At 45.5% G+C, this 13,873-nt stretch carries 10 protein-coding genes; 6 read left to right on the top strand and 4 right to left on the bottom strand.

Going from position 1 to position 13,873, the window contains the following annotated elements:
- Positions 1-9: 9 nt before the first annotated feature.
- The 4 genes from uvrB to HMPREF1535_RS15095 form a co-directional block, all read right to left on the bottom strand.
- Positions 10-2,037, bottom strand: a complete 2,028-nt coding sequence (gene uvrB / locus HMPREF1535_RS15110; RefSeq protein WP_046146759.1) for an excinuclease ABC subunit UvrB — start codon at positions 2,035-2,037, stop codon at positions 10-12.
- The gene (locus HMPREF1535_RS15105) at positions 2,037-2,243 is read right to left on the bottom strand and encodes a PspC domain-containing protein (RefSeq protein ID WP_007652914.1); all 207 of its coding nucleotides are present in this window, start codon (positions 2,241-2,243) and stop codon (positions 2,037-2,039) included. Before HMPREF1535_RS15105 ends, uvrB begins: the two co-directional genes overlap by 1 nt.
- Before the next feature lie 61 nt (positions 2,244-2,304).
- Complete coding sequence (locus HMPREF1535_RS15100) at positions 2,305-4,962, bottom strand: DUF5916 domain-containing protein (RefSeq protein ID WP_046146758.1); 2,658 nt, start codon at positions 4,960-4,962, stop codon at positions 2,305-2,307.
- 8 nt (positions 4,963-4,970) lie between these two features.
- On the bottom strand, positions 4,971-5,708 hold the full coding sequence (locus tag HMPREF1535_RS15095; protein WP_046147569.1) for a copper homeostasis protein CutC: 738 nt from the start codon (positions 5,706-5,708) through the stop codon (positions 4,971-4,973).
- A 270-nt stretch (positions 5,709-5,978) separates the two neighbouring features.
- On the opposite strand from HMPREF1535_RS15095, the gene HMPREF1535_RS15090 reads away from it, so the two are divergent.
- The 6 genes from HMPREF1535_RS15090 to thrA all read left to right on the top strand — a co-directional run bounded on the left by HMPREF1535_RS15090 (position 5,979) and on the right by thrA (position 13,853).
- The gene (locus tag HMPREF1535_RS15090) at positions 5,979-6,422 is read left to right on the top strand and encodes a hypothetical protein (protein ID WP_046146757.1); all 444 of its coding nucleotides are present in this window, start codon (positions 5,979-5,981) and stop codon (positions 6,420-6,422) included.
- A gap of 75 nt (positions 6,423-6,497) precedes the next feature.
- A complete protein-coding gene (locus HMPREF1535_RS15085; RefSeq protein ID WP_046146756.1) occupies positions 6,498-7,379 on the top strand; it encodes a HEPN domain-containing protein in 882 nt (293 codons plus the stop codon).
- An 84-nt stretch (positions 7,380-7,463) separates the two neighbouring features.
- Positions 7,464-8,387: a DMT family transporter gene (locus HMPREF1535_RS15080; RefSeq protein WP_046146755.1), complete on the top strand. Its 924-nt coding sequence runs from the start codon at positions 7,464-7,466 to the stop codon at positions 8,385-8,387.
- Between the two features lie 133 nt (positions 8,388-8,520).
- Positions 8,521-9,498, top strand: a complete 978-nt coding sequence (locus HMPREF1535_RS15075; RefSeq protein ID WP_244275636.1) for an HlyD family secretion protein — start codon at positions 8,521-8,523, stop codon at positions 9,496-9,498.
- The gene (locus tag HMPREF1535_RS15070) at positions 9,498-11,060 is read left to right on the top strand and encodes a DHA2 family efflux MFS transporter permease subunit (protein WP_007652898.1); all 1,563 of its coding nucleotides are present in this window, start codon (positions 9,498-9,500) and stop codon (positions 11,058-11,060) included. Before HMPREF1535_RS15075 ends, HMPREF1535_RS15070 begins: the two co-directional genes overlap by 1 nt.
- Positions 11,061-11,411: 351 nt before the next feature.
- Positions 11,412-13,853, top strand: a complete 2,442-nt coding sequence (thrA, locus tag HMPREF1535_RS15065) for a bifunctional aspartate kinase/homoserine dehydrogenase I (RefSeq protein WP_007652897.1) — start codon at positions 11,412-11,414, stop codon at positions 13,851-13,853.
- Positions 13,854-13,873 lie beyond the last annotated feature (20 nt).

Raw genomic sequence — 13,873 nt, 5'->3', positions numbered from 1 at the left:
ACCAAAAGATCAAGGCTGCACTTTCGTTTTCAACAATTCCTCCAACTTAATCAACTCGTCCCTGAACTGAGCGGCCTCAATAAAGTCTAACTTCTTGGCAGCTTCCGTCATTTGCTTTTTGGTACGTTCGATTGCTTTTTCCAGCTGCGGACGAGTCATATACTTAACAACAGGATCGGCAACCAGACTTGGTTCCGGTTCGACATAAGCATACGGTTCGGCTGTAGCCGGCTGTTTCTCACCCAGAAGAGAGACGCTGGTCTTGACAACCTGCCGGGGAGTAATGCCATGCTTTTCGTTATAGGCAAGCTGCTTTTCTCTGCGACGGGTCGTTTCGTCCATTGTCAGTTGCATACTGGCGGTTATCTTATCTGCATAAAAAATAACCTTTCCATTCACATTACGGGCAGCACGTCCGGCAGTCTGCGTCAGGGAACGGTGAGAACGAAGGAACCCTTCTTTGTCTGCATCCAGAATAGCCACCAGAGAGACTTCCGGTAAATCCAGTCCCTCACGAAGCAAGTTTACCCCAATCAGCACATCAAACAAACCTTTCCGCAAATCATCCATAATCTGGATACGTTCCAGAGTATCCACATCACTATGGATATAATTACAACGTATTCCCATCCGGGTCAGATAAGCGGTCAACTCTTCCGCCATACGTTTAGTCAGCGTCGTGACCAGGACACGTTCATCTTTAGCCGAACGCTGCGTTATCTCTTCCATCAGGTCATCGATCTGATTCAATGTCGGACGAACCTCGATAACCGGATCGAGCAATCCGGTCGGACGAATCACCTGGTCGACAACAATCCCCTCACTCTTCTCCAGTTCGTAATCAGCCGGAGTCGCACTGACATAAATAGCCAACGGGGTCATCGATTCAAATTCATCAAACATTAGCGGACGGTTATCCATCGCCGCCGGCAGACGGAAACCATATTCTACCAGGTTCTTTTTACGGGAATAATCTCCCCCGTACATGGCCCGTATCTGTGGGATCGTGACATGGCTTTCATCGACTACCAACATAAAATCTTTCGGGAAATAATCGAGCAGGCAGTAAGGACGTTCACCGGCCATCCGGCCGTCAAAATAACGGGAATAGTTTTCTATACCCGAGCAATGTCCCAACTCGCGAATCATCTCCAGGTCGAAGGTTACACGTTCATACAAACGCTTCGCCTCATAATGCTTGCCAATCTCTTTCAGGAAATTCACCTGCGTACCGAGGTCGACATCGATCTGGCCGATAGCCATATTTATACGTTCCTGGGTGGTGACAAATAAATTGGTCGGATAAATATTCAGTTCATCCTGCTCATCAATCTCCTGTCCGGTCTTCGGGTCGAAAGAAGACAGACGGTCTATTTCATCGCCCCAGAACTCGATACGGTAAGCCACTCCGTCAAACGATTCGATTGCCGGAAATATATCGACCGTATCTCCGTTTACCCGGAAACATCCACTGTTAAACTCCAACTTATTGTTTACATATAAAGCATCGACAAAACGGCGTAACAACTTGTCGCGGTCAATCTGCATTCCTTTTTCCAGATGGGTCACCTTTTCGGCAAACGCCGTCGGATCGGCCATACCATACAGGCAGGATACGGAAGAAACAACAATCACATCCCTTCTCCCCGACAACAAAGAAGCTGTCGTACGAAGACGGAGTTTATCTATCTCTTCATTAATCTGCAAATCCTTCTCGATATAGGTATCCGTAATAGGCAGATAAGCCTCCGGCTGATAATAATCGTAATAGGAAACAAAATATTCTACGGCATTATTCGGAAAAAAGGCTTTGAACTCGCTATACAACTGCGCAGCCAGCGTTTTGTTATGACTTAATATTAAAGTAGGACGTTGTACCTCCTTAATCACATTGGCAATAGTAAACGTCTTTCCCGAACCTGTTACTCCGAGGAGCGTCTGGAAAGGCACACCACTCTGAATGCCCTCCGAAAGAGCCGCTATTGCTTCCGGCTGATCTCCCGTCGGGCTGAATGGTGATGATAACTCAAAATTCATTATTCGTATAGTCCTTTTTTAGGTATAACTATCCAGAGTATCAAATAAGCTATAACCCCGGAAAACACAGTAAATATACTCAACAGTATATAGCCGACACGTACCAGCGTCGGGTCCCAACCAAAGTAATCTGCAATACCGCCGCATACTCCGGCAATCATTCCATTATTCGAACGATAAAGTCTTCTTGGTGCTTCTTCTTCCATGATGTCTTATTTTTTGTTTCGTAAAGATAGTATATATATCTATATGGCAGAAGTAATCCGGTTACAAATTGAACCAGTAATTCATCTTCAGCATAAAAGTATTCGTTGCCGGAAGGCCGAACATACGGTCCAGGTTATTCCCCCAGCCTGTCACCCGGTGGTTGTCCTGGTTAGACATGCGATGCTCCCAGACAAAATAGATCGTAGAACCCGGCAAATATTCCCAACGGGCCACCAGGTTGGAACGGAACTCATTAAAACTAAAGTCCGGATTCCTGAAGGATGCTTCTCGTCCCCCACTTTTTAGATGATAGCTTCCGTCCGAATAACCGATTTCATCTCCGGAAAAGAGATGGAAACGTTTGTCATACGTACGGGATTCCGTATCCGCTGCCTCTTTAAAATCAGAGAACTTCGCGGTCGAGGTAAACGGGGAACCATAGAACTGTATGGAGATATCCGGAGTGAGATTGACCTGCAAACGCATTGTCAAGCCATACGTTTTCTGGTCCATATGCCCCATCAGATAGATCAGCGAAGGGTCTGTCCGGGCGGGAGATGCCGATGCCGTTAATGTTCCGACATACTGCATATTGTCCGTATTCCAGGCATAATCCACCTGCCCCGACAAATACACATGGTTTCCTAAGCGGAAAGTCAGGCTGGGCGACAACGTATTAAAACGGTTATACCCGTCCAGATTATGATTTCCTTCATATTTCAACATGAACATCATCCGCTTTGCCTTATCCGTATTCACTTTAACCGAAGTCTGGAAATAAGGATTCAACCGCATATCCCAGCCTCCGCGAAGCAAACGGCTATCCAACCGGTTCCAGACGAAAGTTTCCTTCATATCCATTTCATAACGGCTCATTGTCATACTCTGCCAGCGAAGGGCGACATCGTTGCTGAAAGGAGTTCCCCCATAATTCCACTGGTTTTTCTGGGTAAACGTAAAGGCATTATAACGGAATAACTTCCAGATATCCGTTTGCCGGTACACCACTTCCGTTTCATTCGTCCGGTTATCCGCTTCTTTCATATACCCCATGTCATTCAGGTCGAAACCGGGAGACGACCAGCTAAAGGTTTCCGAGAAAGCCCACTTGGCATTTCCCTTCCGTCCGACTTTCACATAACCGCCGGTTCCGTTCAGAGAACGGCGGTCAGGGTCCACTCCCAGATAACCGGATGCCGATGCACGCTGATAATAATGAACCGGGCTGGTTTGCCGGACAGCTATCGCCTCTTTGCTTCCGTTCAGGGAACTGAACATTCCCTTTACATCTATATAATAAAGACGGTTCTTGAAATACTGGGTAAAATCTATTCCTGCCGTAAAAGCGTTACGAACCATAAAGTCTTCCAGATAAGGCTGGTCCAATGCCCGATTGACGGATGTGACCATTCCTCCAAGCAGGCTATTTCCTTTCCAGTTTTTCTGTACGCGGGCTACTGTATAGTTTGTCAGCGGCTCCACTACTTCAACATCTTCAATCCCGTTACGGGTCACGTTAGCGGAAGAACGGGCCGTTACGCTCTGCACCACGCCTACTGTCACTCCGCGTCTGTTCGTCCCGGTCAGCTTCAGGGCACCGATGATAGGAACATTGTCTTTGCTGTCCGCAAAACTGTTGATATTGTCGATTCCCTGCGGAGTATATGAGGGAGCGGCACCGATACGACGGGTATAAAACATCATGTCACTGCCATTGGCAAAATCAAGGATATGTTTTCCCTCCAGGAAGAAAGGACGTTTCTCGTCATAAAATGTTTCGTAAGCCGTCAGGTTCATCACCGAAGGGTCCAGTTCCACTTGGCCGTAATCCGGATTGACCGTCAGGTCCAGCGTAAAATCCGAAAGGGCGAACTTCGCATCCAGGCCGACATTTCCACCCCAGCTATGTCCTTTCTGATAAGGACTTCCGGCAACCTTCGGTTCATTCCGGTATTTTCCCATCACATACGGAAGAAATTCAATGCCACGAGGTTTCGGCAAATCGTCCATCCCGTGCATCTCTCCGAAAGAAAAGACATGTCCGTTATTCTTCAGAGGAATCATGCTCCAGTTCTGAACCTCATTATTCTGACGTCTGATACGGCGGACATGAAGTCCCCAGATGCCATCATCGGAATGCTGGTTATATCGTAATTGGCTGAACGGGATACGCAATTCCGCCGTCCAACTGGAATCAGCCATGTCAATATGAGTCTTTCCTTCCCATACGGCATTCCAGCTTAAATTGACATTCAGCTTATCGGTCACGACCAGGTCAGTCTTGTTTCCCCCCAGATTGATATTAAACTCCGGAGCGGCCCGGTAATCATGATACGTATCAAAGGCAACACTGATAAGGTCGCCCATGCTGTTATCGTCGCGGTTGCCGATAAAGCGGTTCATCTTTTCCGGATGGCTTTCCTTACAATAGACACCGACATAGATATACTTATTGTCATAGAATAGTTTCACACGGGTAGGCGCATCCGGCATTTGCCGTTCATAAGGAATAATCTGAACAAAACGGTCGGACCACTCGCCCTGCTTCGTCCAGAAATCTTCATCCAGGCGCCCATCCATAACCGGCTTCGCCCCTGTCACTTTCGTTATATTATAAACACGTTTGTATGCCGCTTCAAAAGGGACAATAGAATCTTGTTGCGCCTTACCCAGGGCACAAGACAACAACAAGGTAACAAAGGACAATCGGTATTTCATCTCATCAGTTACAAATAAGCAGCCACTTTATTCCGGTCGGTTTCTACCGTTTCAAACTCCGAAGAGACAATACTGCTTCCCATCGGCACATTTTCATTCCGGTACTCCATTTTACTGTAAACGATGCTACGGGCGGAAGTATGAAACTCCTTCGCTCCTGTTTCCGCTTCGAGTTTCGCGATATTGCTTTCACGGACACCGCATCCCGGCATGATAATGATGCGTCCGTCAGCACGCTTCACCAATTCGGCAATCAGAGGAATACCTTTAACGGCATCCGATTGCTGGCCGGAAGTCAGGATACGGTCGCATCCGAGTTCAATCAGTTGTTCCAGTGCCGCAAACGGGTCACGGCAGACATCAAATGCCCGGTGGCAGGTTACCGACAACGGTTTGGCAGCCTCCATCAGTCTGCGCATCAACGGAACATCTATATCTCCCTCTTTAGTGAGGCATCCGAAAACGACGCCGTGTACTTTCAGTTGTTTACATAATTCAATATCCAGCAGCATAGCATCTATCTCCGCCGGAGTATACAGAAAATCGCCGCCACGCGGACGGATAATGACATTTATATCAATGGTAGAAGTCAATGCCTGCGCTGTTTTAATCTCACCATAACTGGGAGTCGTTCCCCCTTCAGGGATACCGGCACAAAGTTCCACACGTTTGGCCCCTCCGGCTTCGGCCTCTACACAACTTTGTGCCGAGTTGGCACATATCTCGATTATACGGGTTGGTTTCATAGGTTTGTCTTTATGTTTGTTTTCTTCCATACATTAATTATAATGATACAAAGGTACGATAAATTCATAAGACGATTGGTTTTGTAGGTGTCATTATTTATCCTATCGGATTACGACATTTATTAAAAAATTGTATTTTTGCACCCATGATACCGGTGTTTCCAGACTGGTGTCATTACATATTAATTATGCCAACGTTAAAATGATTATTCAAGACACTCAGGCTGCTGGTGCTTGAAGCACTTTGATTAATCTAATAAAACGTCTGGTATGAATTTCTTAAAAAGAAAACGGGAGCTACAGCGCTTACAAAGCCTTCCCTCCCTGACTAAAATTGAAGTCTGCGACAATCTACACCCCTTTGTCGTGCAGCTTGGGTTAACTTTTACGGAAAACGAAATCTGTTTTCCCCAACCTATCTGTTATATACAACACCGAATAAATGCCTCTGCTTATTGTGAGGAACTGTATGCAAAAAGTATCCGGTTTACCGATATTATCAACATAAAAAAGAAAAATGACGGTACATATTTCACATTAAGAACCGGACATATATTCTATTTTTCAGACAAATACCAGTATTGGTGTATCCGTAATCCACTAAGCTATAATAAGCCAGCCATTATCACCGGATGGTGGTGGATGTTCACCGGATGGCTCGCCGGTTGGTGGAGAAAACTGTTTCACAACAATGACTCACCACAAAGAACATAAATATCAATAGTGGGAATAAGGATAGAAAAAATCATGTATCTTTACCGGTGTATAACATAAAATTTGAAGTGCTTCATGAAAACGTCTTACTCCCACTTACCCGAATACGCTAAAAACGATTTGAAACAGATCGTCAACCTAGTACTGGAGAAAGTACCTCATTGCGAAATGATTATCCTGTACGGAAGTTATGCCAGGGGTACATTTGTGGAATATGATGAACGGGATGAATTTGGTATACTTACTTCATTTATGAGTGACTACGATCTGTTGGTAGTTACCAGCAACATGGATGTACAGGAAGTGGGACATTTGCTGAATACTGTGGACGACAAATATTACAAACGTCCTGACTACCAAGTTCCTATTCAGTTCATCAACGACGATATAGAAAAATTGAACTCAGACCTGTCGGAAAGGAGATATTTCTATACCGGAATTAAAAAACAAGGAATTATGTTATACGATAGCGGAAACTATAAACTGGAACGTGCTCGGAAGCTAAACTTTGAGGAGATCAGGGAACAAGCACAGGAGTATTTTGATGAGAAGTTCAATTATGCAAATGATTTTCTGTCTGGTGCAAAATATTATTATGGATTAGAGAAGTATAAAATGGCATCTTTCCATCTGCATCAAACCTGCGAAAATTATTTTTATACGCTGCGCTTAGTTCATACCCTGAAAAATAGCAAACAACACAATTTATCTAAATTATTGGGCTCTACTCACAAATATTCACCGGAACTGCAAAAAATCTTTCCTCGAAACACAAAGGAAGAAAAGCGATTATTTGAGCTACTCCGGCTTGCCTATGTAGAAGCAAGATATAATTCTAAATTCGTTGTGACTAAAGAAGATATAGATGCTTTATTTCCCAAAATAGAGAGACTACGCGACATAACCAAACAAATCTGCCAGTCTCAAATCGAAGCGTATCGGCAGATGGATAGTTAGTATTTTGTTTTTGAGGCCCTCGTGAACAGAAAACTACCGAATAAGTCCTATCTTTGCTTCCAGAAACAAATTGAAAATAAAAGAATGCTTAACGGAGAGAAGCTGAAAGGGCATATATTGATTTTGATAACAAATATATTGTTTGCTATCAATATGCCCATATCCAAATATCTGTTACCTTCCCATGTGCAACCCGAGGCGCTTACCATCATGCGGATGGGGTCTGCCTGCCTGTTGTTTTGGTTAACTTCGTTATTTATCAAACGGGAAAAGGTGACGATAAAAGACCTGGGACTACTTTTTATCTGCGCCATGTGCGGGGTAGGCATCAATCAGGGACTGTTTATTGTAGGGCTGAACCGAACCTCGCCGGTGGATGCTTCCATCATCGCAACAGGCGTCCCTATCTTCGTCATGCTACTGGCAGCCGTTATCCTGAAAGAGCCGATCACCAAGATGAAAGCCTTGGGCGTATTGATGGGATGCATCGGGGGGATATCTTTGATCCTGGCATCCACACATGCTACGGGGCAAGCCAGCAGTCTGGAAGGTAATCTGATGATCATCGTCAGTGCTTTCGTATATTCCATCTACCTCGTTTTATCCAAACCTTTGAGTTTACGTTATTCAGCGGTAACGATGATGAAATGGATGTTTCTTTTTTCCACGTTGGTATTATTGCCTTTTACTTATCGACATGTTCTCGATACCCCTGCTTTCCAGCGGGAAACACTCAATATGCAAGAGCTTGGAGCCATCAGTTTCGTACTGATCGGTGCGACATTCATTCCTTATTTATTAATACCTATGTCGCTGAAACGCATCCGTCCGACAACAGTGAGCATGTATAATTATATACAACCGATTATTGCTTCACTGATTGCGGTCATGATAGGGCAAGACACATTCTCTTTACAAAAAGTATTATCGGCAGTCCTTGTTTTTACCGGGGTTTATCTGGTTACACAAAGTAAGAGCCGGGCAGATTTGGAAAAGGAAAGCCATTGAAAAAGCTTTTGTACAAACTTGTTAATCACCTTTATAGCCAGAACCTTTATATATTTTATTTGTTTTAAGCAGAAAAATATACGTCACAACTATGGATAGTGTAAGTACTTCTAACAAAACACCCAACAAAAGTATGATATGGCTTATTGCCATATTGGTTATCGCCGTCATTATTGCCTTTCTATGGTGGTGGAACTATCGCAAATATATTTCGACTAATGACGCCAACCTTGACAGTTACCGGGTAAGCGTCGCATCACAGGTCATGGGACCGATGGTCAGGCAATATGCCTGGGAAGGCGATACGGTCAAAGCCGGCATGCTCCTTGCCGAACTTGACAGCAGCGGTATCGTTGCAGAGTTACAGGAAACCATTGCCCGCCGTGAACAGACGATAGCCAACCTGAAACTGGAAAAAGAGAATCTCAACACTGCCATCAAGAACCTCCAACTGGCAGAAATCGCTTACCATCAGGCAGAAGTGAACTATCTACGTGACCAAAAACTATACAGCACCAATGCCGTTTCGCAGGAAACATTCCAGGATGCGGAAGACTCCTGGAAAAGTACAGGCATAAAAGTAGAAGTAGCCAAAGATCAGATCAAGGTCTCACGGGCACAGATCACATCCGGTGAAGCGGCAATCGCCTCAGCTGATGCAGCGATAGAATCCACCCGTGTTTCATTGGGATATTATCGCATCACAGCTCCGGTCGACGGCGTGATTGCCAAACGGTGGTCGCTTCCGGGTGACATGGTTCAACCCGGACAGACACTCTTTACAATCAATGAAGGGAAAGACCTTTGGGTAGCCGTTTATCTGGAGGAGACCAAGTTCCGGACGCTCCGCCTCGGACAGAAAGCCGATTTCACGCTGGACGCCTACCCCGGACTCACCTTTTCCGGAAAGATATTCTATATAGGTACAAACACAGCTTCGGAGTTTTCATTGATCCCTCCTAATAATGCTTCCGGCAATTATACCAAAGTTGCCCAGCGCATCCCGATAAAAGTCTCCGTCGACCAGGTAAAAAAAGGAAAAGAAAATACCCGGATGCCGAAACTGGTATCAGGCATGTCTGCAACCGTTAAGATTATCAAGGAGCAATAATGGGTAAGAACGGAAATACAAATGATAATGCCTACAAATGGCTGGTGTTGGGCAACATCATGATCGGGACATTTATGGCCGTGCTCGACTCCACCGTCGTGAACACCGGACTTCCGGCTATCATGGGGACGCTCGGTGCCAGTATCAACACTGCCGAATGGGTTCTGACAGGATATATGCTGGCTATTGCGAGCATCCTTCCCGCAGCCGCCTGGCTGTCCGACCGGTTCGGATACAAACGGATTTATTTCCTTTCTTTATTGGTATTTACTTTCGGTTCGTTCATGTGCGGAAACTCCACCTCGATCGAAGAACTTATTTTCTGGCGTGTAATCGAAGGCCTTGGATGCGGAGCAATCATGCCTGTCGGAATGGCGATTGTCAGCAATGTTTTTCCTCCGGAGCAGCGGGGAACGGCACTCGGTTTCTGGGCCATCGCTTCGGCAGCATCCGTCTCGTTCGGTCCTTCCATCGGCGGTTATCTGGTCGACAATCTGAACTGGAACTATATATTTTATGTAAATGTACCGGTCGGGGCTCTCGCTCTCTTTGTAACAGCCATCCTGCAAAAAGAATATAAGGCGGAGACAGTACAGCCTTTCGATATTCCGGGATTCATCACTTCCGGCATCTTCCTGCCTCTGTTCATGTACGGGTTATCGGAAGTCAATTCGTCTACCAACACACAAGGCTGGAACAGTCCTGTCGTATTAGGCTCGATGTGGATTTCCGCACTTATGTTCATACTCTTTATTTATATCGAACTGACGGTGAAGCATCCGTTAATCAACCTGCGTATATTCAAAGACCGCAATTTCACCCTGGCAAACGTGATGATGTTCATCTTCGGGGTCGGCATGTTCGGAAGCACTTTCCTGATTCCCCTTTATTTGCAGAACAATCTGGGATATTCAGCCCTCCAGGCCGGCATGTTCTTTATTCCCGTAGGAATCATCCAGGGATTTTGTTCTCCCACTGCCGGAGCATTGGGGCAGAAGATAAACCCTAAAATACTGATTGCAGGCGGACTGATCCTGATGGCACTCAGTTTCTATCTCAACATCTTCCTCTCCTTCCTGACCGAAAAATGGTATATCATGATGAGCCTCTATCTTCGCGGCATCGGCATGGGAATACTTTTCACCCCATTATTAACTTTATCATTAGCCCGTATCAGTGTCGTACAAATGGCACAAGCATCGAGTATCACCAATATCGTCCGCCAAATGGGCGGCAGTTTCGGTGTTGCCATCTTCAGCCATATGCTTACCCAACGCACCAGTTACCATACCCAACGCTACAGCGAAGCATTAAATTATACTGGTGAGATATATCACCAGACAATAGATAAACTGAGTTTCTTCGCCTTACAGACAACCGGCACCACCGAAGAGACAGCCAAATCACTCGCCGAACAGCTAATAATCAAACGTCTCGAACTAGAAGCATACATAGGCGGCATCAACGATGATTTCTATATCGCATTCATCGTCACCTTGCTTTGTCTGCTCCCGGTGTTCTGGTTACGGCAGGTGAAAAAGGGCAAAATAAATAAACAATAGTAATCATCATACCCTCTTTTCCTATCAACTTTCCACTATTTTATCACTTTCTACTGAAAAAATGCTTGCATTTGAAAAATAATGTGTAATATTGCCCCTGCAATAAGATATGAAAACTAGAAAAGTAAAAGAATGATTGCAGGTATAGCATATTATACATGGGCATTGATGACCCCTTGGGGGGTTAGAATTTACAAATAAACAAGAGCAGCGGCCACGTCCTGCATTGTTGCAATCATTTGTATTGCATCCTTTATGCCGGTTCTTTCCGGTTCTTTTTATCAATTAATTTAGTTACAAATATATTGTCAGTTGTCAACCGTCAGCTGTCAATTAAAATAATACATACCGATGAAAGTATTGAAATTCGGCGGAACATCCGTAGGTTCCGTGAATAGTATTTTGAGTGTTAAGAAGATAGTAGAGGCTATTGAAGAGCCTGTAATCGTTGTCGTATCTGCATTGGGCGGCATCACGGATAAGTTGCTGGCAACCTCATCCATGGCTGCCAAAGGGGATGTCGGATACGAAAGGGAGTTCTCCGAAATCATAACACGTCACCTGGATGTGATTCAGGGTGTTATCCCCGACAAGATGCAGCGCATCGAAGTGCAGAAAAAGGTCATGAGCCTGCTGGACGAACTGGGTAATATTTTCAAAGGTGTGTACCTTATCAACGACCTGTCTGCCAAGACTTCCGACACAATCGTCAGTTACGGCGAACGCATTTCTTCACTCATCGTGTCGAATGTCATCGAAGATGCCAAGCTGTTCGATTCCCGTAAGTTTATCAAAACGCTCAAGCAGTTCAACAAACATATCGTTGATTTCGAACAGACAAACCAGCTCATTAAAGAGACTTTCAACCCGCTACCTAAAGTATCGCTGGTTCCCGGCTTTATCTCTTCCAGTACGGAAAACGGAGAAGTAACGAACCTGGGACGTGGCGGTTCCGACTATACTGCCTCTATCCTGGCTACTGCGCTCGATGCCAACGTTTTGGAAATATGGACGGACGTAGACGGTTTCATGACTGCCGACCCGCGCGTCATCAGTTCAGCCTATGTAATCGACCGGCTGACGTTTACCGAAGCGATGGAGTTATGTAACTTCGGAGCCAAGGTCATCTATCCGCCGACGATTTATCCGGTATATCATAAGAATATTCCGATCCGTATCCTGAACACATTCAATCCGGAAGCGCCGGGTACTTATATTTCCAAGGAAAAGGTAAAAGAAGAAGGGAAAGCCATCATCAAAGGTATTTCCTCTATCAACGACACCTGCCTGATTACCGTTCAGGGACTGGGCATGGTTGGTGTGATCGGTGTAAACTACCGTATCTTTAAGACATTGGCAAAAAGCGGTATCAGCGTATTTATGGTATCACAGGCCAGTTCCGAAAACAATACGACTTTCGCTGTCCGCAATGCCGATGCCGACCTGGCCGTGCAGGTGCTGGATGAAGAGTTCGCATTGGAACGCGCCCAGGGTGATATGAACGATACGGTGGCCGAAAAAGACCTGGCAACAGTCGCCATCGTCGGTGAAAATATGAAACGTACGCCGGGTATTGCCGGTAAGCTGTTCGGTACGCTGGGCAGTGCCGGTATCAGCGTGATTGCCTGTGCACAGGGTGCTTCCGAAACAAACATATCATTTGTTATCAAGCACAAATATCTGCGCAAGGCACTGAACTCTATCCATGATTCATTTTTTCTGTCACAATATAAGGTGTTGAACCTGTTCATTGCAGGTGTCGGAACGGTAGGCGGTAACTTACTGGAACAAATCCGTATCCAGCAACCTAAACTGATGGAACAAAACGGCCTGAAACTAAATGTTGTCGGTATCGCCAACAGTAAACGTGCCCTTTTCCTTCGTGAAGGACTGAACCTGGAAAACTGTATCGACGAACTGAAAAAGAACGGCGAAGAGAGTTCTCCCGAACATCTGAAAGAAGAGATTCTGAAAATGAATATCTTCAACTCCGTATTTGTGGATTGTACGGCAACCCCGGCTGTCTCCGACCTGTATGAAACGCTGCTCAACAACAACGTTTCAGTGGTAGCCGCCAATAAAGTAGCCGCCTCGTCCTCTTACAGCAATTATATCAAACTGAAAGAAACGGCCCGCCACCGTGGCGTCAAGTTCCTGTTCGAAACGAACGTCGGAGCCGGACTGCCTATCATCAATACGATGAACGACCTGAGAAACAGTGGCGACCATATCCTGAAACTGGAAGCTGTTCTTTCCGGTACATTAAATTATATATTCAATACGCTGAGTGCCGATATACCTTTCAGCAAGGCAATCCTGATGGCAAAAGAGGAAGGTTACTCGGAACCCGACCCCCGCATCGACCTGAGTGGAAAAGACGTATTGCGTAAACTCGTCATCCTGGCGCGTGAAGCCGGTTACAAAGTGGAGCAGGAAGATGTAAAACGCAACTTGTTCGTGCCGGATAAATATTTCGAAGGTTCGCTCGACGATTTCTGGTGCAAAGTGAAAGAACTGGATGCCGAATTCGAAAACAAACGCCAGCAACTGGAAGCCGAAGGCAAACGTTTCCGCTTCGTTGCCAAAATGGATAAAGGTGTTTGCGAAATCGGCCTGCAAACAGTCGACAGCCATCATCCGTTCTACGAACTGGAAGGCAGCAACAACATCATCATGATTTCCACCGAAAGATACCACGAGTATCCCATGATAATAAAAGGCTACGGAGCCGGAGCCGATGTAACGGCTGCTGGTGTATTCGCCGATATAATCTCTATAGCCAATATTCGGTAAGAAAAGGAATGAATTAAGTT

The organism is Parabacteroides goldsteinii DSM 19448 = WAL 12034 (assembly GCF_000969835.1).
GTDB lineage: Bacteria > Bacteroidota > Bacteroidia > Bacteroidales > Tannerellaceae > Parabacteroides > Parabacteroides goldsteinii.
This window is presented reverse-complemented; position numbering and strand designations above follow the sequence as displayed.